General features: G+C 71.8%; 4 protein-coding genes (1 of these 4 cut by a window edge). All 4 read right to left on the reverse strand.

What is annotated here, in order from left to right:
- A protein-coding gene (locus tag BM43_RS41960) for an SDR family NAD(P)-dependent oxidoreductase (RefSeq protein WP_158380921.1) crosses the window boundary here: on the reverse strand, nucleotides 1–10,027 show its beginning. It extends 16,445 nt beyond the left edge of the window; 10,027 of the gene's 26,472 nt are visible here — the first part of the coding sequence; its start codon is at nucleotides 10,025–10,027; its stop codon lies off the left edge, out of view.
- Between the two features lie 33 nt (nucleotides 10,028–10,060).
- Nucleotides 10,061–19,813 carry an SDR family NAD(P)-dependent oxidoreductase gene (locus tag BM43_RS11850; RefSeq protein ID WP_052710568.1) on the reverse strand — a complete coding sequence of 3,251 codons (9,753 nt, stop codon included), beginning with the start codon at nucleotides 19,811–19,813 and terminating at the stop codon, nucleotides 10,061–10,063.
- Nucleotides 19,806–21,803: an asparagine synthase (glutamine-hydrolyzing) gene (gene asnB, locus BM43_RS11855; protein WP_036055452.1), complete on the reverse strand. Its 1,998-nt coding sequence runs from the start codon at nucleotides 21,801–21,803 to the stop codon at nucleotides 19,806–19,808. The genes BM43_RS11850 and asnB overlap by 8 nt, the downstream gene beginning before the upstream one ends.
- Nucleotides 21,804–21,897: 94 nt before the next feature.
- On the reverse strand, nucleotides 21,898–22,140 hold the full coding sequence (locus tag BM43_RS11860; protein WP_036055451.1) for a phosphopantetheine-binding protein: 243 nt from the start codon (nucleotides 22,138–22,140) through the stop codon (nucleotides 21,898–21,900).
- Nucleotides 22,141–22,165 lie beyond the last annotated feature (25 nt).

A 22,165-nucleotide genomic window follows, 5' to 3' on the forward strand; every position in this document is an offset into this window, starting at 1 on the left:
CGCTCAGCAACGCGCCCAGCGGCTCCGCATGTGTCGACAGCAGGCGCTCGCTCAGCGCGTCGATGGTCGCCACCTCGAACAGCAGCGTGCCGCCGATGTTCGGCAGCACGCTGCGCAGCCTGGCCGTCAGTTGCACCACCAGCACCGAATCGATGCCATAGCTTTCCAGCGGCTCGGCCGGATCGATCTCGGCGGCCGGAATGCGGATCACCTCCGCCACCAGCTCGCGCAGATAGTCGCTCGCCGCTCCCCGCGACAAGGCCGCCGGTGCCGCTGCCGAATCGACAGCGGCGCTCGCCGCCGCGCTTCGCGGCGCGACGCTCACGCTGGCACGCGCGACGCTCGACGCCGCGCCGGCGGCGAGCGTCACCCGCCGCCGCATGGCGCGCGCCGGCAGGCGCAACGCCACCGGGCTGCCCGGGCCGACCGGCTGACGCGCCAGGCCGTCACTCTCGCCGACGATGATCTGCTGGGCGAGCGCGCGCGCCGAGGCGGCCGGCAGGCGCACCGAGCGGAAGCCCTCGGCTTCCATCGCCGCCTGCCAGACCTCCGGATAGAGACCGGGCGAGCCCGGCAACCGCAGCGCGGGGTCGTCGTAGAGCCACCAGCCCTCGAGCAGGCCGAAGGTCAAATGGCTGAACAGCAGGTTGTCGCTCATCTCGTTGAGCAGCAGCACGCCGTTCGGACGCAGCGTGGCCTTCACGTTGCGCAGCGTGTTGCGGATATTGGCGGTGGCGTGCAGCACGTTGGTGGCGATCACCACGTCATAGGCCTGCGCGTCGATGCCCTGCCCGTCGAGCGGCTTGCCGGCATCGAACAGCCGATAGGCCAGATACGGATTGGCGGGCCCGAACTCGCGCTGCGCGTGCATCAGGAACGCCTTCGACAGGTCGGTGTAGCAGTACTCGGCGATGTTGTCCTGGTACGGACGCAGCGCCGGGAACACGCGCGCGCTGGTGCCGCCGGTGCCGGCGCCCACCTCGAGGATGCGCACCCGCGCGGCCGGATCGTGCGCCACGCGCGCCTTCATCCAGGCCACCAGCACGTCCACCAGCACGGCGTTGAAATGGTCGGAGACGGGATTGTTCTTGTACACCCCCTCGACCAGCTTCAGCGACGACTTCGGGAACATCACGGCGGTGGCCGGACGGCGCTCGCCGAGAATCTCGGGCAAGGCGCGCAGCATCGCCTCGACCAGTTGCACGCGCGAGCGCCGGTTGTCGTCGGACAGCCACCCGGCGGTGTCGCGCTCCCAGTCGGCCCAGGCCGCCGCGGCATCCACCGGCCGCAACGCGTGATAGGCCCCGTCGGCATGCCGCGCGATCCAGCCATGGCCTTGCAGCACGGTCAGGGTCTCGTCGAGCCAGCGCTCGTACATGGCGGGCAAGCGCGCGCGCAGGCCCGCCAGCGTGGCACCCTCCGCGCCGAACAGGCCGAACTCGCGCAGTTGCACGTAGAGCAGCCTGGCGAGATGGTGGTCCATCTCCGCGGTCTGCGCGACCACGCGCTCGCACAGGCTCGCCACGCCGGCGTCGGCGGCCGGCGCCGGCAGCGTCGCGACCAGCGCGGGCAGCGGCGCGGCGGCGGCCGTCACGACCTCGCCCTGGCTGGTGCCGTCCATGGCCGACAGGCGCGTGACCTTGATCAGCGCGAGCTGCCGGCTAGGGCCGGTGAGCAGCACATCGAGCGCGGTCATCGCCTCGGGCGGCTCGACTGAGGCGATCCCGGCGCGCGCCATGCGCGCCTGATAATCAGCCGTCGCGGCCACCCCGACCTCGCCCCAGTAGCCCCAGTTCATGATGCGCACCGGGAAGCGGCGGGTCTGGTCGAGATAAGTCGCGAATGCGTCCTTGAACACGCAGCCGGCAGCGTAGTTGGCCTGCCCCGGCATGCGCGCGAAGGACTGGATCGACGAGAAGAACAGCATGAAATCGAGCGGCAGTTCGCCGAATACCTGGGCCATCCGCACGCTGACGTCCGCCTTCACGCGATAGCTCGACAGGAACGCCTGTTCATCCATGCGCGCGAGCGTGCGGTCCTGCAGCACGATCGCGGAATGCAGCACGCCGTCGATGCGGCCGAAGCGGCGCAGCACCTCGTCGCGCGCGGCCCGCAGCGAGGCGAGCTCGCCGGCGTCCGCGCTCAGGTAGAGCGGGCGCGGGCCGTGCGCGGCGAGCGCGTCCAGGCGGGCCTCGATGCGCGCGTCGGCCGCGGAACGGCCGAGCCAGACGATCTGCGCGCGATGGTCCTGCACCAGCGCCTCGCTCCACGCGCCGCCCACCCCGCCGGCCCCGCCGATCACCACGTAGACGCCGCCCTCGCGATACGAGGGCAGCGCCTCGGCCTGCGGCACCAGCGGCACGCATTGGCGGCGATACCACTGGCCGCCGCGATACAGCCACGCGTCGCCGTGCGCGTCGAACGGCAGCTCGAACACCTGTTGCAGCGGCACCTCGCCTCGCGTGTCGAGATCGATCACGCGTACCGGCCAGTTCGGATATTCGCGCGCGAGCGAGCCGAACAGGCCGTGCAGGCCGGCCTCGGCCGGCTGCACCGCGTCGTTCGCGTCGATGCCGTGGGTACGCGTGGTGAGCAAGGTCCAGTGCAGCGCATGCTCGTCGCGGCCAGCGGCCAGCAGCGCCTTGATCAGCCGGAACACGCGCAGTACGCCGAGCGGCTGACGCGCCAGCAGCGCGTCCTCCTGGCCCGGCACGGTGGATGCGGTGTCGCCGGCCCATACCACCTGATCGAAGTCGCGCAGCGCGGCCAGCCGCGCGACCAGCGCGTCGCGGCTCTCGTCGGCCACGAATGCGAGCGTCTGCAACTCGGGATCGAAGCGCCGCAGCGCGTCGACGAGCGGCGGTTCGGCGCCGATCACGAGCAGCCGGCCCACTTGCCGCGCGGCGGCCGGCAGCGGCGTCACGTCCCAAACCGGCTGCAGCAGCACCGGGAAGGCCGCGCCGTCGGCGACGGCGTTCGCGCCTTGCGCCGCCGCGGCAGCCGGCAGCGCGCCGCCGCGTGCGGCGGATGTCGCGTCCGCGCCGTCGTCGGTGCCCGGTCGCGGCGCGAAGATCCGTGAGCTGTAGCCGCTCAAGCGTGCGCACGGCGCGCCCGCCTCGTCGCACAGCTCGATGTCGAGCTCCTGCCAGCCGGCGCGCGGCTCGTGCAGGCGGATCGCCGCCCACAAGGTGCCCACGCACGGCGCCAGCACGTCGAGCCTGCGCAGCGCGAACGGCAGCGCGGTGCGGTTCTCGCCCATCAGCAGCGCGATCGATGCCTGAATCGCGGCATCCAGCAGGGCCGGATGCAGCACCACGCCGTCCGCCTGCGCGCCGGCCGGTTGCACCAGCCGCGCCAGCGCGAGGCCGGCGCCGGTGCGCACCGAGTCGATCGCGCGCAGGCTCGGGCCGTGATCGATACCCATCGCGCGGATCGCGTCGTAGCAGCGCTCGCGCGAGACCGTCGCGCTCGTGCAACGCGCCTGCCACGCGGCCAGATCGAGCGCGGCCGGCTCGGCCGAGCCGGCCTGCACGAAGCCCTGGGTATAGACGAACTCGGCGTCGCCGGCCGCGCGCACGCGGAATTCGTAGCGGCCCGCCGTATCGGGCAGCAGATCGACCTGGACCTCGGGCATCGGCTCGCCCGTCACGAACGGCCGTACCCACACCACGTCGGAGATCTCGACGCCGGTCTGCTTGCAGGTGACGGCCGCGAACGCGGCGCGCGCCAGCTCCAGCGAGACGACGCCCGGCATGATGGTGCGCCCCTGCACGACGTGATCGACGACGAAGAACTCGCGCCCGCTGAAGCGGGTGCGCAGCGACGGCCGGCCACCGCCGACGGCGCCCGCCGCGAGCCAAGGATGTGCGCTCGCCGCCGGCGTCGTGGCCGATATTGCGGCCGGTACCATGGCCGGGGCCGGCAGCGCGCCCGGTTCGATCGGACGCGCATCGGGCGCCAGCGTCATGGCCGCCGCATCGAGCCAGTAGCGCTCGCGTGCGAACGGATAGGTCGGCAGCGGCATGCGCCGATAGCCGCCATCGGCGTACAAGGTGCGCCACTGCGGCTCGGCGCCCTGCAGATAGGCGTCGGCCAGCGCGCCGAGCGCGGCGCGGTATTCGACCTCGGAGCCTGCGGCGGCGAGTGCCGCTGCCTGCTCCTCCCAGGCGCGCGCCGGCGCCGCACCGGCCGCGGGCGCCGTATTTCCGCTCGACTCGCGGTCCATCTCGCGGCCCGTATCGAGCGCGGCGCCGAGCGCCGCCGCCAGTTCGACCAGATCGCTCACCACCCAGGCCGCGCGGCGGCCGAAGTGCTTGCGGCCCGCCAGCAGCGTGAAGCTGAGGTTGCCGAGGTCGAGCGACGGCTTGCGCAGGCAGTGCGCACGCAGGCGTTCGATCTGCTGGCGCAACTGGCCGGACGTGCGGGCCGACAGCGTGACCAGCCACGCCGGCCGGTCGGCATGGCGCAGCGTGCTGTGCGGCGCCTCGCCGATCACCAGATGCGCGTTGGTGCCGCCCGCGCCGAACGAGCTGACGGCGGCCAGCCGCGGCCGCTGCGCCTCGCGCGCCCACGGCTGCAGCCGGGTATTGACGTAGAACGGGCTGTCGGCGAAGCGGATCGCGGGATTGCCGCTGCGGTAGTGCAGCGACGGCGGGATCTGCTCGTGCTCGAGCGCGAGCAGGATCTTCAGCACGCCCGCCACGCCGGCCGCGTACTGGGTGTGACCGAGATTGGTCTTCAGCGAGCCGATCGCGCAGTACTCGCGGCGCTCGGTGTCGGCGCGGAACGCGCGCGTGAGCGCGCCGAACTCGATCGGATCGCCGAGCCGGGTGCCGGTGCCGTGCGCCTCGACCATGCCGATCTCGCCGGCGTCGATGCCGAAGCGCTCGTAGATGCGGCGCAGCAGCGCCTCCTGCGAGCGCGCGCTGGGCGCCGTGATGCCGTTGGTGGTGCCGTCCTGGTTGACGCCCGAGCCACGGATCACGCCGTGAACGTGATCGCCGTCGGCCAGCGCGTCGGCAAGCCGCTTGAGCACCAGCACGCCCACGCCCTCGCCCGGCACGAAGCCGTCGGCGCTGGCGTCGAAGGTGTGGCAGCGGCCGGTGGCCGACAGCATGCCGGCGCGATGGGCGGCCGTGTAGAGCTTCGGCGTGGCCTGCAGGAACACGCCGCCCGCCAGCGCCATGCGCGTCTCGCCGCTGCGCAGGTCCTTGCAGGCGAGATCGATCGCGACGAGCGAGCTGGAGCAGGCGCTGTCGATCGCCATCGACGGGCCCTTCAGGTCCAGGTAGTAGGCGATCCGCGACGGGATCACCGAGGCCATGTTGCCCCACAGCGATTGCGGCGACGGCTTGCCGAGGAACAGATCCTGGTAATCGCCGCCGCAGCAGCCGACGTAGACGCCGCAATCGGTGCCGGCCACCTGAGCGCCGGCGTAGCCGGCGTCCTCCAGCGCCTTCCAGGCTTCCTGCAGGAAATGCCGCTGCTGCGGATCCATGTAGGTCGCCTCGAGCCCCGAGATGTTGAAGAACAGCGGGTCGAATTCCGCGATGCCCTCCACGAAGCTGCCGTGACGGCAGGCGGCCTCGCCGGCGTCGGCCGGTAGCGGCCAGCGCGTGACCGGCTCGATCAGGTCGTGGCCCTGGGCGAGGTGCTCCCACAGCGCGTCGAGGTCGTCGGAGCGGCCGAAACGGCCGCTGATGCCGACGATCGCGATGGCGTCCTCGCGCGCCGCCGCCGGGGTGGCGGCCGCCGCGCCGGCGGCCACGGCCGGCGCGCGCGGCGCGTCCGGCGCCGCGACCGGCTCCTTGTATTGCGAGACCAGATGCTCGACGAGCCGCTGCAGCGTGCTGTGGTCGAACAGGCAGGTGGTGTCGAGATCGAGGCCGAGCCTTGCGTTGAGGCCGTCGACCAGCTCCACGCCGAGGATCGAGTCGAGGCCGTAGTCGGCGAACGACTGATCGGCGCGCACCTCGTCGGAGCGCAGGTCGAGCGAGGCGCAGAGCCGCTCCAGCACGATCCGCTCGATGTACTCGCGAGTCTGCGCGGCGCTGGGCGCTTGCGGCTCGACGCTGGGCGCCTCAGGCTCGACGCTGGCCGCTTGCGGCACGACCGACGCGGGCGCGAGGCCGCGATAGCGCTCCGCGATCCAGTAGGTATTGCGCGCGTAGGGATAGCTCGGCAGATGCATGCGGCGCGGTCGCGCGTCGCGATGCAGCGCGGCCCACTCGATACGCTGGCCGGCCACCCACAGGCTCGCGAGCGTGCCCAGCTCGCGCGCGGCCAGCGCCGCCTCGACGGCCGGCTGGTTGCGGCGCGCCAGCGCCTCGCGCTCCTCGCCGCCCTGCGCCGCCTGCCCGGCATGAACGCCGGATGCGCCGACGTCGCCGGCCAGATACTGTTCGAGACGCGTGGTCAGTTCGGCGAGGCTGCCGGCCACGCAGGCCAGGCGCCATTCCATCGACTCGCGGCCGACCTGCAGCGTGTAGGCGATGTCCTCCAGGCGGGCGCCGTCGACGGTGGCCGGCTGCAGGCAGGCGGCCAGCTCGGCGACGCTGCCGCAGTCGCGCCACGCGTCGTCCGGCACCGCCAGCCCGGCGGTCCCGGCAAGCTGCTCCAGCAGTTGCCGCAGCTCGAACTCGCCGACCCCGTAGTCGCTGAAGCCGACGTCGGCCTCGATCTGCGCCGGCGCGACGTGCAGCAGGCCGGCCAGTCGCTCGGCGATCACCGGTGCGAGGTCGACGGCCGGCGTGCGATCGGCGCGAGAGAGGTAGGACAGCAGACGCCCGATGCGCCCGCGCAGCGCCGCCTCGGTGCGCGCCGACAGCACCACCAGGCTCGGCGTGGCGGCTGCCGCACGCGCGGGCTGCGCAAGCGGCACGAATTCCTCGACGATCACGTGCGCGTTGGCGCCGCCCGCGCCGAACGAGCTGATCCCGGCGCGCAGCGGCCATTCCCCGCGCGGGCCGGCCATCCGCCGCCACGCTGCGCCGGTACGCTGCAGCACGAACGGCGTGCGCTCGAAATCGATATTGGGATTGATGACGTCGGCGTTGAGGCTCGGCACCAACTGGCGATGCTTCATCTGCATCACCACCTTGGTCAGCCCGGCGATGCCGGCGGCCGCCTCCAGATGGCCGATGTTCGACTTCACCGAGCCGATCGCGCAGTAGCCAAGCGCGTCGGTGTCGCCGCGGAAGGCCTGGGTCAGCCCCTCGATCTCGATCGGATCGCCCATCTCGGTGCCGGTGCCGTGCGCCTCGACGAAACCGATGCTGCGCGCGTCGATGCCGGCGCGATCCAGGGCGGCGCGCACCACGTCGCGCTGCGCCGACGGGTTCGGCACGGTGTAGCCGTGGGTCTTGCCGCCGTGATTGATCTGGGTGGCGAGGATCACGGCGTGGATCGGGTCGCCGTCGGCCTGCGCCTGCGCGAGCGGCTTGAGCAGCACCGCGCCCACGCCCTCGCCCGGCACGAAACCGTTGCCGCCCTCGCCGAAACTCTTGCAGCGGCCATCGGACGAGAGCATCTGCGAGGCGCTCAGCTCGACGAAGCTCGATGGATGCAGGTAGAGGTTCACGCCGCCGGCGATCGCCAGCTCGCAGTCGCCCGCGCGCAGCGCGCGGCAGGCCTCATGGATCGCGGTCAGCGACGACGAGCACATGGTGTCGAACGGCAGGCTCGGGCCGTTCAGGTTCAGCGTGTAGGAGACGCGGTTCGCCACCGAGCTGAAGCTGGTGCGCGGATGCAGCGTCTCGCCGTCGCGCCACAACGCGGGGCCATACAGGTTGAAGCCGGTCTTGGTGATGCCCGCGTAGACGCCGACCCGCCCGCCGTACTGCGTGGCGAGTGTCTCGCGGCTGATCGCGGCGTCCTCCAGCACGTCCCAGCAGGCCTGCATGAACAGGCGTTCCTGCGGATCCATGCCGCTCGCCTCGCGCGGCGAGATGCCGAAGAACAGCGGATCGAAATCGGCGAAGCCGTCGAGGAAGCCGCCCCACTTGCCATAGCTCTTGCCCTGCGCGAGCGCGAGCTTGCGGTCGGCCTCGTAGAAGCCCTCGAGCGGCCAGCGCTCGGGCGGGATCTCGCCGATGCAGTCGAGGCCGTCGCGCAGGTTGTTCCAGAATTCGGTCGGCGAGGCGGCGTGCGGATAGCGGCCGCTCAGGCCGATGATCGCGATCGCATCGTCGTGCGCCTCGGCCGGCGCGCGCGCGGCCGCGACGGCGGAGCTCGCGCCGCGCGCCGTATCGGCCGTATCGGCCGTATCGGCCGTATCGGCCGTATCGGCCGTATCGGCCGTATCGGCCGTATCGGCCGCGTCGGCATCGGCCGCCCGCGCCGATGCGGCCGGCAAGGCATCGAGCCCGGCCCAGCGACGGCTCGCCGCCGCATGCTGGTCGAGCAGATAGCCGGCCAGGGCGGCCAGCGTGCGGTGCTCGTAAAGCAGGGTCTTCGGCAGGCTCGCGGAGAGCGCGGCGAGCCGCTGGTTCAGCCGCGTGATCATGATCGAATCAATGCCGTAGCGCTCCAGCGGCTCCAGCGCGTCGAGCTCCTCGACGCGATAGCGCGTGCATTCGGAGAACAGCGCCTTGAGCCGCGCCAGCAGCGCGGCGCGCAGCTCGGCCGCCTCGGCCTCGGGCGCGGCCGAGATGGAAGCGCAGGCAGCGTCGAGCGCCGGTGCCGCCGCGACGGGCGCGGCGCCGTCGAAGCCCGCGGCCAGCTTCACCAGATCGCCGCAGGCCACCAGCACCTGCGGCCGGGCGGCGGCGAGCGCCTGATAGAACGCCGCGAAGCCGCGCTCGCTGTCGATCGGCGCGAGGCCGAGGTTCTCGCGCAACGCGCGCTCGGTCGGCGCATCGATGCGCATGCCGCCCTCACGCCACAGCGGCCAGGCGATCGAGATGCTGCGGCGGGTCTGCAGCGCGCGGCGGTCGAGAAACGCGTTGGCGAGCGCGTAGTCCGACTGGCCGACGTTACCGAGCACACCGGCCAGGGACGAGAAGCTGGCCAGGAACTCGACCGGCAGCCCGCGGCTGGCGCGTTCGAGGTTCAGCAGGCCGCGCACCTTCGGCGCGCAGACGGCGGCCAGGTCGGCGGCCGACTTGCCGAGCGCGAAGCCGTCGCGCAGCGTGCCGGCGGCGTGGAGGATGCCGGTGAGCGTGCCGTGCTCGCGGTGCAGGTCGCGCAGCAGCGCCTCGACGGCGGCCGCGTCGCTCACGTCGAGCCTGCGCAGTTGCAGCCCCGGCCCGAGCGGGGCCAGCGCGGCGCGTGCCGCGTCGGACCAGTCCGAGCGCGCGGCCAGCACCACCCGCGCGCCGGGCGCGTGATGCAGGATCTCCCGCGCGAACAGCGCACCGAGCCCACCGGCGCCGCCGGTGAGCAGGTACACGCCGTCGTCGCGCCACGGCACCGGCGCACCGGCGGCGGGCAGCGGCGCGTGATGCAGCACGCTGCGCGTGCCGTCGCGATGAAGGATCGCGGCCGCGCCGTGATGCGCACGCTCGGCGTCCAGCAGGCTCGCAAGCCCAGGCGCGTCCACCCGCTCGGGATCGACGCCGATCACCTGCGCGCGGATCCGCGGATTCTCCTGCTCGACGCTGCGCAGCAGCGCGGCGAGGCCGAACAGCGGCTCGTCCTCGAGCGCGGCGGGGATCACCAGTTGCACCCGCAAGGGCGTCGCCAACGGCTCGCGCAGCGGCGCCTGCAGGGCAGCCAGCACCTGCACGGCGAGCGCCTCGTAGCGCGCGCCGAGATCGCCTTCGGGCCGCGCGAACACCTGGCAGCGCGGCGCGGCCGGCAGCGCCGCGAGCGTGGCGCGGGCCGCCGCGAACGGCTCGCTCAGCAGCACCAGCCAGTCGCCGCCGGCCGCCTCGGGCCCGGGTTCGAGCGGCTGCTCGCGCCATTGGGCTGCGTACAGGCCGACCTCCGCGCTGGTCGCGGCCGGGTCGTGCGCGGCGCCGTCACGCCGCGCCTTCAGCAAACGCAGCCCCTCGGCCTTGTCGATACGGCCACTTTTCAGATCCTGCAAGATTCGCTGCAACGCGTCCACGATCCTCTCCATTTACTCGCCGCGGCCGTGATCGGCCAGCGTCAATGCATCCATCGCCTCGTCGACGCTCAAGGTGTCGCTCAGCACGTTGTCCAGCATCCGCTCCAGCGTCGCGTCGTCGAGCGTCGGCGCCGCCTGGGCGGGAATCCAGTGGCGCTGGCCCGCGAACGGATAGGTCGGCAGCCCCACGCGAAGCGGCACGCGCGCGTGATACGTCGACCAGTCGATCTCGGCGCCGTCCACCCAGGCACGCAGCGTCTCGCGCATCGCGGCGCCGGCCGGCGGGAGCGCCGGTGCCGCCGCGCGCCGCGTCGAGCCGCGCAGCACGGCATCGGGCAGGTCATCGAGGTAATCGGTGAGCGTGGCCACCAGTTGCGCCAGCGAGGCGGCCTCGAAGCCCAGACGCTCGTCCATCGGCTCGCGGCCCACCTGCAGCGTGTAGGCCACGCGCTCGATCAGCCCGGCCGGCGCATCGCCCTCGGCCTGCCGCGCCCAGGCCAGCAGGCGACGCGCGACGATCCGCAGCTGCGCGTCGGTACGCGCCGACAGCACGATCGCGTGCGGGCCCACGGCGGCGGGCATGGCGTCCGGCGCCACGTACTCCTGCAGCACCAGGTGCGCGTTGGCGCCGCCGAAGCCGAAGCTGCTCACCCCGGCGCGGCGCGGGCGCGGCCGGCCCGCGGCATCCGCCGTGCGCGGCCAGGCCGTGAGTTCGCGCACGATCCGGAACGGGCTGCCGTCCAGCTCGATGTACGGGTTGAGCGGCTCGGCCTGCAGGCTGGCCGGCAGCGCGCCATGGCGCATCGCGAGCAGCACCTTGAGCACGCCGGCCACGCCCGCCGCCGCCTCCAGATGGCCGATGTTCGACTTCAGCGAGCCGATCGCGCACTGGCCCGCCGCGAGCGGCGCGCCGTCCTCGGTCGGCAGTTGCGCATAGGCCAGCTTCAGGCCGTTGATCTCGACCGGATCGCCGAGGCTGGTGCCGGTGCCGTGCGCCTCGACATAGCCGATGCTGGCCGGATCGATGCCATGCATGGCGCGCCGGATCAGCTCGGCCTGCGCGCGCGGGTTCGGCGCCGTCAGAGAATTGGCGCGCCCGCCATGGTTCTCGGCGCTGCCGAGGATCACGCCGAGGATCGGATCGCCGTCGCGCTCGGCCGCGCGCAGCGGCTTGAGCACCAGCGCCGCCACGCCCTCGCCGCGCACGTAGCCGTCGGCCCGCGCCGAGAACGTCTTGCACTGCGCCTCGGGGCTCAGCATGCCGGCCTTGTAGGCGCCCACGAAGGTGTCGGCGCTCAGCGCGAGGTTCACGCCGCCGGCGATCACCATCTCGCATTGGCCGGCGCGCAGGCTTTCCACCGCGCGATGTAACGCCACCAGCGAGCTGGAGCAGGCGGTGTCGATCGCCTGGCTCGGTCCGTGCACGTCGAGGAAGAACGAGACGCGGTTGGCCAGCATCGAATGCGCCGTGCCGGTGGCCGTGTAGGCCTCGGTGGGCACGCCGTGAGCAGCCAGCAGCGTGGCGTAGTCGTTGCCGCTCACGCCGACGTACACGCCGGTGGCTTCGGGCAGCCGGCTCGCGCGATAGCCCGCGTGTTCGACCGCGGCCCAGGCCGCCTCGAGGAACAGCCGGTGCTGCGGATCCATCAACTCGGCCTCGGCCGGCGAGATCTGGAAGAACGCGGCGTCGAAGCGGTCGATGTCGTGCAGCACGCCCGCGCGGTGCGGGAAGTCGGCCTGCTCCATCTGTTCGCGATAGGCGCCGCGATACCGGCTCATCGGCAGCGGCGCGATGGCGTTGCGGCCCTCGCGCAGGTTGCGCCAGAACGCGTCGAGATCGTCGGCGCCGGGCAGCCGCGCCGACATGCCGATGATCGCCACGGCGCGCTCGAGCAGCGGATCGGACGCGGTGGCGGGTGCCGCCGGCGCGAACCCCGCGGCCGCGACAGGCCGCGTCACCGCCGGAGCCGGCGTCGCCTGCGCGGGTCGGTGCCGGGTGCGCAACGTCGCGCCGTGGTTGCTCATCAGATGCCCGGCCAGTTGCTCGACGTTCTCGACCTCGAAGAACACCGCCGGCGTGAGGCCCACGCCGAGGTCGGCGCCGATCTGGCCGGCCAGCTCGGTCAGCGAGATCGAATCGAAACCGAGGTGGTAGAACGGCGTGCGCAGGTTGATCGCCTCGGGCGCGAACTTCAGGATCGGCGCCATCCGCCCGAGAATGCGGGCCACCACGTCGGTGCGGATCCGCGCGAGCTCATCGGGCGCCTCGACCGGCGCCGGCACCACCGGGGCCGCCGCAGCCGGCGCCGGCGCCGGGGCGGCGGCGGCCGCGGCCGGAGCGGGAGCAAGAGCAGGCGCCGCGGCGGGCGCGGCGGCCTCCCGCGCCACGGCGGCCGGCCGCGTCACGCCCGAGGCCACCGGCATCGCCGCGAGCCCGGTGAGCGCCGCGCGCCCGAAGCGGGCGCCGCGGATCGTGCCGAGCACGCGTCCGGTGTCGTCGAGCAGCGCGATCGTGTGGCGGCCCTCGATATCGCGGCCCTCGAACCGCAGGTGCCGCACCGCGCCGCCGGCGAATTCGAGCGCGTCGGCCCCCACGAAGCCGGCATCCTGCCAATCCGTCTCGCCGGCCTGCCGCGCGAGGAAGTGCGCGACCTGCTGCACGGCGCCGAGCACGGCCGGCGCGAGCGCGACGCGCGCGGCGAAGTGGTGTTGCTTCGGCATCGCTTCGCGCAGCGTGACCAGGCATGCGCCGCCGGCGCTCCAGCCGAGCCGTTCGACGCTCTCCAGGTACGGCAGGTAATCGAGCCCGCCCTCGCGCAGCGTGGCGTAGAAGGCGGCGCCATCGAGCGGCGCGGCGACGCTGCCGACCTCGAGCCCGAGCGTCGCGGGCCATTGCGGCGCGGCCGTCTCCTGCAGCGCGAAGCGCGCCAGCGGCCGGAGCACGCCGTCCTCGCCGGTGTAATGCACGCCCACTTCATGGCTGCCGGGCCCGCGCGTGGCGAGCGCGAACTCGAGCCGGGCGGGTCCGCTCCAGTCCGGCTCCGGATTCAACGCCAGATCGCATACCGCGAACGGCGCGGTCAACCCGGCGATGCTGCCCAGCGCCCAGGCCGCGTCGAGCACGAAGGTCGGCACGATGCGGCGCTGGCCGTCGCGGCGATACGCGTAATCGAGCAGATCGTCGGGCCGCGCGTCGGTCTCGTAGGCGATCGCCGACAGGTCCGACAGATTGCGGCCGATGAACGGATGCAGCTTGCCGCGCGAGGCGAGCGGATCGAGCACGCTCGGCGCGTCGGGATGCACCTCGTACCAGCAGCGCACCTTCTCGAACGGGCTCGGCGGCAGCGACAGGCGATGCGGCGTCCGCTCGGGCCACAGCAGGCGCCAGTCGAGCCGCGCGCCCTCGGCCCAATGACGCGCGAGCCGGGGCAGGTCGCCGGCCGCGAGATCGCGATCAAGCTCGCCGGGGCCGGCGCTCGGGTCGATCGACAGCACGTTGTCGACGAACACCGCGCCGGGCGCGAGCTGGTCGCGCAGGAATGCCTCGAGCGCCGCGATCACGTCGTCGAGGCTCGACGCCACCATCGCGAAGCGGCACGGCTGCACGTTGCGGCCCACCTGCAGCGTGTACGCGAGGCGCGCCGGGTCGAGCCCGGGCTGCTCGCGCAGCCGCGCCACCAGGCGCTCCATCCAGTTCTGCAGCAGCGTGCGGGTCATCGCCGAGAGCACGAACAGGCGCGGCGCGGCCGGCCAGTGCGCGGGCTCGGGCGCCGCGTATTCCTCGATGATCATGTGCGAGTTCATGCCGCCCGCGCCGATCGAGGTGACGCCGGCGCGACGCGGATAGGTGGTCGCGACGCCGTCGGCGCCGACGACGGTCGGGCGCCGCCACTCGGCCAGCTCGCGCTGCACGTGGAATGGCGAATCGGCGAACGGGATCGCCGGATTCAGCTCGTCGGCATGCAGCGACGGCACCAGCGTGGCGTGCTTCATCTGCAGCAGCACCTTGGTGAGGCCGACCACGCCTGCCGCCGCCAGCAAGTGCGCGATGTTGGACTTGACCGAGCCGATCGCACAGAAGGCGCGCTCGTCGGTGTGGGCGCGATACGCCTGGGTGAGCGCCTTGATCTCGATCGGATCGCCGAGCTTGGTGCCCGAGCCGTGGCCCTCGACGTAGCTGATGGTGCGCGCGTCCACCCGCGCGTCGGCCAGCGCCTTCTCGACGGCCCTGGCCTGCATGGCCGGCGTCGGCACCGTGAAGCCGTTGCGCACCCCGGCGTTGTTGATCGCGGTGCCCTTGATCACGCCGTAGATGTGGTCGCCGTCGGCGATCGCCTCGACCAGCGGCTTGAGCAGCACCGCGCCGAGGCCCTCGCCGAGGATCGTGCCGTCGGTGCCGAGGCCGTAGCTGCGGATCACGTCCGAGCTCTTCGACGTGAAATGCTCCTGCGAGCTGGAGATCAGGTTCTGCGGATGCAGCAGCAGGTTGACGCCGCCGGCCAGCACCATCCGGCACTGGCGCGTGCGCAGCATCCAGACACCCTGATCGATGCAGGTCGAGGCCGCCGAGCACATCGTGTCGAGGAAGATCGACGGGCCGGTGAAGCCGTAGAAATACGAGAGCATGTTCGGCAGCGTGCCGGTGTAGCTGCCGCTCGCGCGCGAACCGCGCGTGAGCATGTTCTGGAAGCCCAGCAGGTTGTAGTGGTTGCTCATGGTGCCGACCAGCACGCCGACGTCGCCGTCGTAGCGCTGGCGCATCTGCTCGCGCGAATAGCCGGCGTCCTCGAACGCCTCCACGCCCACCTGCAGGAACAGCCGCACCTCGGGCGACATCAGTTCCGCGTCGCGCTGCGAGATGTTGAAGTAGCGCGGGTCGAACTTGTCGATGTCGTCGAGGAAGCCGCCGGTGCGGATCGTGCTCTTGCCGAGCACGTCGCGCTCGTCGTGGTAGATGCCGGCGTGCTCCCAACGCTCCGAGGGAATCTTCTCGAACGCGTGCTCGCCGTTCTTCAACAGCTCCCAGAACGCGTCCAGCGTGGCGGCGCGCGGATAGCGGCCGGCCAGGCCGATCACGGCGATGTCGTGGAGATCGCCGTCGTACATCGCCGCCGGCGCGAGCGCCGGTGCCGGCACGCCGAAGCGGCTCGTGGCGCCGGCCGGACCGGCGGCGATCGCCGCCGGGGCCGGCGGCGCGGCAGGCGCGACAGGCTCGGCGCGCGTCGCCACGGCCGGCGCAGTCGCCACGGCGGCCGGGCGGCGCGCCGCCAGGGCCGCCGCGAGGGCCTGCGCGTGCTCCTCGTGCAGGTAATCGGCGATGCCTTGCAGGTCGACGTATTCGAAGAACAGCGTCTTGGGCAGCGAGCCGACCAGCTCCTCCAGCTGCAAGGTCATGTCGACCGCCATGATCGAGTCGAAGCCATATTGCTCGAACTTCTCGCCGGTGCGGATCTTGGCCGGGTCGAGCTTCAGCACCTTGCCGAGCGTCTGCTTGAGCAGCACCAGCGTCTCGCCCATCAGGTCCACGGCAGGCGCGGCGGCCGTCTCCACCGCTTCCACCGTTTCCAGGGCCGCGGCGGCTTGCACGGCCGGTGCCGGTTGCGGCGCCGCCTCGACGCGCGCGTGCCCGTACCGGACCGACACGTGGCCGGCCCGCCTGGCGGCGAGCACCGCAGCCAGCGCGCCGAGCCCCAGCTCGCTCGGCAGCGGCTCGCCGCCGGTGCGGCGGCGCATCGCGTCGATGCTGGTGGCATCCATGCGCATCCCGCCGTCGGCCCACAGCGGCCAGTCGATCGCGACCGTCACGCCATGCGCGCGGCCGGCACGCACCTGCGCGTCGCGGTAATCGGCGTAGGCGTCGAGGAAGCGGTTGGCGACCGCATAGTCGGCCTGGCCGGCGGCCGGATCGATGGCCGCCACCGAGGAGAACAGCAGCATGAAGTCGAGCGTGAGCCCGCGCGTGGCGGCGTCGAGGTTCGCGAGCCCATGCACCTTCGGCGCGAACACCGAGCTGGCCTGCCCGGCCGTCTTGTTGACGATCAGGCCGTCCTGCAGCACGCCGGCGGCGTGCAGCACGCCGTTCAGCCGGCCGTGGCGGCGCAGGATCTCCGCCACCACGCGCTGCGTGTCCTCGGCGTTGGCGACGTCGGCGACGAGATAGTCGAGCGTCACGCCGCGCGCGCGCAGTGCCGCGTCGCGGCCATCGGCCGGCCCGCGCCCGCTGAGCACCAGCACCACGCCCGAGAGGCCGGCCACGGCCTCGGCGATCAGACGGCCGAGGCCGCCCAGCCCGCCGGTCAGCCAGTAGACGCCGCCCGGCTTGAGCACCTCGCCGAGTGAGGCCGCCGGCAGCACCAGCGGCGCGACCACATTCGTCTCGCGCCGTCCGGCCATGTCGTAGCGAACCTCGTGCATCGCCCCGGACGCGCCGAGCTCCGCGCGCACGCGTTCGGCCAGCGCGGCGGCGGGCAACTGCGCGAGGCCGGCCACCATCATCAGCCGCCCGCGCAGACGCGAGCTTTCCTGCAACGCGACCTGCAGCAGCGCGGCGAGCGGCGCAAGCAGGCGCCCGGCCTCATCGTCGGGCAGCACGATGCAGACGTCGGCCTTGCGGCGCTCGCCCATCACGCGCTGCACGCCGCGCAGCACCACCTGGAAGGCCGCCTCGAGCCCCGCCGCGGCCTGTTCGGCCGGCGGCAGCACGAGCGCCTCGACGCTCGCGCCGAGCGCTTCGGCGAGCTGCCGGTCGCGCTGCGGATCGGGCGCGGCACCGGCCACGAACACCAAGGCGCCGGGATTCGCGGCCGGCGTGGCCGGCGCCGTCAGCGGCGCGGCCTGCCATTCGCGCACCCCGTAGCTCAGCGTGGCGGTCGAAGCCGTAGGAGCGGCGTCGGCGGCGGCCACGTCGCCCGCCTCCAACAGACGCAACGAGAGGCCCGCGAGCCGTACCCGCACGGCCCCCTGTGCGTCGCACAGGTCGATGTCGAAGGCCGGCATCGCGGCATTCCCGGCCGCGCCGGCGCTGGGACGGATCCAGGCGCACATGCGCGTGGCGCACGGTCCGTACTGACGCAGCTCGCGCAGCGCGAACGGCAGCGCCGGACGCTCGCCGCGCAGCAGCACCACGGTGCCCTGGATCGCGGCGTCGAGCAGCGACGGATGCAGCCGGTAGGCTTCGGCCTCGGCGTGCAGCGCCTCGGGCAGGCTCAGTTCCACCAGCACCTGCCGCTCGCCCTGGTACAGGCCGCTCATCGCCTGCAGCGACGGGCCGTGCACCATGCCGGCCGCGCGCAGCCAGCCGTAGGCCTCATCGAGCGCCACCGGGCTCGCGCAGGCGCCGCGCAGCGCGTTCAGATCGATCGCGGCCGGCGCCGCCGCCGGCTCGGCCTGCGCCACGATGGTGCCCCGGCTGTGCACCGTGAGCGTGTCGCCGGCGCCGCTGGTCACCTCGTAGGCGACGTCGCCGCGCGTCTGCGGCGTGAGCCGCATGCGCGCTTCCACCGGCTCGGCGCCCACCCGCAGCGGGCGCATCCAGACCACGTTCTTCAGCGTGCCGTGCTCGCCCGCCTCCACCGCGAGCGCGGCGGCCGCGCGCGCCATCTCGAGATAGGCGACGCCGGGCAGCACCATGCGCCCGGACACATGGTGATCGGCGAGGAAGAATTCGGTGCCCGCGAAGGCGGTGCGATAGGCCTGGCTGCTCAGCGTGGAGACGTTCTCGTGCAGCAGCGGATGCAGGGTGGCGAGCGCGGCCGGGGCCGTCGCGTTCGCCGTGTCCCGAGCGGCCGTCGCGGCCGCGGGTTCGGCCTCCGGCAGCCAGTGGCGCACGCGCGCGAACGGATAGGTCGGCAGCCGCAGCCGTTGCGGGCGCGCGGCGCGATGGAGCCGCGACCAGTCCACCGGCCCGCCGCCGCACCAGTGCTCGGCCAGCTTGTCGAGGCGGCCCTTCTCGATCCAGTGCGAGACCAGCAGCTCGGTATCCTCGTCGAGCGCCGCCGGCTTCGTGTCGTGCCTGCCGCGCCGCACCGGCGCCTGCCCGCGCCAGCTGCGCTCGACCGGCGCCGTGGCCGCGAGCGCCGCATCCAGGCGCGCGCTCAGCTCGGCCACCGAGTCCGTGACGAACGCGATGCGCTCGGCCATCCCCTCGCGGCCGATCTGCAGCGTGTAGGCGAGCGCGGCCAGATCGAGTTCCGGATGGGCACGCAGGTGCGCCGCCAACTGCCGGATCTGCTCGTCGAGCCGCTCTCCGTTGCGGGCCGACAGCGGCACCAGCACCGGCGTGCCGGCGACCTGGAGCGCGTCGGCCAGGTTGGCTGCATCGGCCCCGGCGAGGCTCGGGCCTTCCTCCAGGATCACGTGCGCGTTGGTACCGCCGAAGCCGAACGAGCTGACGCCCGCGCGACGCGGCGCCGTGCCCTTGGTGGCCCACGGCTGACTCTGACCCACCACGTAGAACGGACTGTCCTCGAACTTGATCAGCGGGTTGAGCTGGTGGAAATCGACGTTGCCCGGCAGCGTGCGATGCCGCATCGCCGCGATCACCTTGACCATGCCGGCCACGCCCGCGGCACCCTCGAGGTGGCCGATGTTGGTCTTGACCGAGCCGATCCCGCAGCTCTGCGGCACCGGCTCCGAGCCGGCTTCCCGGTGCATGTCGCGAAACGCTTCCTTGAGGCCCAGCACTTCCACCGGATCGCCGACCGGCGTGCCCGGACCGTGCGCCTCGATGTAGCTGACGCTGTCCGGCGCGATGCCGGCGCGGGTGTAGACCTCGCGGATCAGGCGCGCCTGCGCCTTGGCGTTGGTCACCGTCAGCGAGGTGGTGCGCCCGCCGTGGTTGGTGCCGATCCCCTTGATCACCGCATACACCGAATCGCCGTCCGCCAGCGCGCGCTGCAGCGGCTTGAGCAGCAGCATCGCGCCGCCTTCGCCGCGCACGTAGCCGTCCGCCTCGTGGTCGAACGCCTGGCTGCGGCCGCGCTTCGAGAGCATGCCGTTCTTGCCGAACGCGATGAAGTGGTTCACCGACCAGGCGAGATTCACGCCGCCGGCCAGCGCCGTGTCGCATTCGCCGTTGCGGATCGCTCGCACGGCCTGATAGACCGACACCAGCGAGCTCGCGCAGGCGGTGTCGTTGACGATGCTCGGACCGGCCAGATCGTAGTAGTGCGAAACGCGATTGGCGATGATCGAATAGGCGGTGCCGGTGGGGAAATACGCATCCACCTTCTGCCCGGTCTTCTCGAACAGCTCGGCGTAGTCCCAGTGGCAGACGCCCATGTACACGCCGGTGTTGGTGCCAGCGAGCTGGCCCGGCCGATAGCCGGCGTCCTCGATCGCCTTCCAGGCCAGCTCCATCGCGAAGCGCTGCTGGGGGTCCATGTACTGCGCCTCGCGCGGCGAGATGTTGAAGAACTCCGCGTCGAAGCAGTCGGCATGCTCGATGAAGCCGCCCCAGATGCTGTTGGTCTTGTCCTCTTCCTTGCGCGGATCGCCGTAGTAGACGTTCTTGTCCCAGCGCTGCGGAGACACTTCGCTGATCAGCGAGCGTTGCGCCGCCAGCTCGGTCCAGAAGTCGTCGAGCGTCTCGGCGCGCGGCAGACGCAGCGCGAGGCCGATGATCGCGATGTCGTCGGGCTGCGGGGCCGGCCCTGCCGAGGCCGCTTCGGCGAGCGGCTGCGCGGCGGTGGCATGCTCGGCTGCATGGGCGTCGACCGGGGCCGGCGCCGAATCGGCCGGGCTGCGCTTGCGGAGAAACTCAAACATGTTCCACTCCCGAACAGATTGCGCTGCGGCGATCGACGACCCGGGACAGCACCCGGTCGACCCGATCCAGCGGCATGGGCGGCAGACCCTCGCGCCTTACGTACTGGCGATGCAGCATGGCGGTGGACAGCAGATAGATGAAGGTCTGGTTCTCGCGCGTGCTGATTCTGCCGGGCTCGCTGTCGAAGATCTTGCGGGTGAGCGCCTGCGCGAACCGGGCGTCCAGGTGAGGCACCTTCTTCAGCTCGTTCTCCGAGAGCAGCAGCTCGAGGTAGTCGGCGCGGTGATCGACGAACGCGGCGCTGTCGGGTGCGCGATACGGATGCTTCGACTTGGTGGTGATCGACCGCGGGATCACCGACTCGAACGCCTTCTTGACCAGGTACTTCTCGTTGCTGCCGTCGTCGAACCGCAGGTTGACGGCGGCCGACAGCGCGACCACCTCGGGATCGAGGAACGGGCAGCGGTTCTCGACGCTGTTGGCCATGCTCATGCGTTCGCCCTGCGTGGACAGCAGATAACCCGGCAGCAGCGTCTTGAATTCGAGCCATTGCGCCTTCTCGACCGGGCTCAGGCCCGCGAAGTGCGGATCCTCGGCGGTATAGGCGAGCAGTTCGGCGAACGGGTCGGCATCGCTATCGCGCTTGAGCAGGCGGTTGGCGAAGCGCCCGTTCTGGAAGCGGATCTCGTGCGAGAAGAGGCCCGGCAGGCGCTCCTCGCTGAACTGCTGGAACAGGCCGAGCAGGCGCGTGGACTCGTCGGCGCCGAAGTGGCGCAGATACGGATACATGCGCGAGAGCTGGCGCTTGCGCTCGGCGTTGTCGTACGCGTTCCAGTTGCTGCGCAGCAGCGTTTCCTTGAACAGGTCGTAGCCGAGAAACGCCTCGTCGGCGCCCTCGCCGCTCAGCACCACTTTGATGCCCCTGTCTCGCACCGCGCGCGAGAGCAGGAACATCGGCACGAACGCGGTGCGGAACGCCGGGATTTCGGCGTGATAGACCGCCTCCGGGAACGCCTGCACGATGTCGGCGTGGCCGATCGTGATCGCCGAGTGCCGTGTGCCGAGGAAGCGGCTGACCTCGTGCTGATGCTCCGATTCGTCGAAATACTTGTCCTCGAACGCCACCGAGAAGGTGTGCAGCGGATGATCGGACATGCCGCCCGCGAGCTGGGTGACCACCGTCGAATCGAGGCCGCCGCTCAGGTACACGCCCACCTCGACGTCGCTGCGCATGCGCAGGCGCACGCTCTCGGTGAGCGCGTGGCGCACCTGCTCGATCGCCTCCGCCTCCGAGCCCACCTCGTGGCGCGGCACGAAATCGAGCTGCTCGTAACGGCCCTCGTGCAGCTCACCATGTCGCACCCGCAGGAAGCCGGCCATCGGCAGTTGGCGGATGCCGCGAAAGCCGGTCTGGTGCGGCAACGGCGTCCACTGCGCGAAGATCGACGAGAGCTGCCCGACGTCCGGCTCGAACGAGAAGCCGTCGATTGCCAGGAACGCCTTCATCTCGGAGGCGAACATCAGCATGCCGTCATGCTCGGCGACGAACAGCGGGCGCTTGCCGAAGCGGTCGCGCGCGAGGAACAGGCTGTGTTCCTGGGTATCGTAGATGGCGAAGCCGAACGCGCCGTTGAAACGCCGCAGACAGCCCTCCCCCCACTGCAGCCAGGCCTGCAGCATCACCTCGGTATCCGACTGGGTGTGGAACACCCGGCCCTGCGCCTGCAGCTCGGTGCGCAGCTCGCGGTAGTTGTACAGCTCGCCGTTGAAACAGATCCAGTAGCGGCCGGACGCGTCGCCGAGCGGCTGGGTACCGGACGCGAGATCGATGATGCTCAGCCGCACCGTGCCCATCGCCACGTGGTCGTCCACGAAGTAGCCGACCTCGTCCGGGCCGCGATGATGGATTCGCGCCAGCATCGGCTTGATGAAATCAGCATTCGGAAGCGCCCCTGGGCGCATGGAGATGAATCCGGCGATGCCGCACATAGAATCGGTTCCTTGGCGAATTTTGGGCAAGCAGGCTCCCGCCCCCTTTCGCGAAGGGGGTTGGCGGGAAGCGGTTCGTGAGGGTGTGGTGCGGCTAGGCGAGCGCGACCTTGTCGCGCACGGATTCGACCAGGCTGTCGAAGCTCGTGAGGATCTGCGTGAGCATCTCCTCCTCGGTGTACTTGATGCTGAATTCGCGCTCGATGAAATGGATCAGTTGCACGTAGCCGAACGAGTCGATCACGCCGGCCTTGAAGAGATCGGTGTGCTCGTCGATGTCGGTGCCGAACTGGACGAGGAAGGTGGCTTCGATGAACTCGCGAATCTGGTTTTCCATGGAGATTTCCGGTGAAGAGAAGAGG

Origin of the sequence: Burkholderia gladioli, from assembly GCF_000959725.1 — a bacterium.
Lineage (GTDB): Bacteria > Pseudomonadota > Gammaproteobacteria > Burkholderiales > Burkholderiaceae > Burkholderia > Burkholderia gladioli.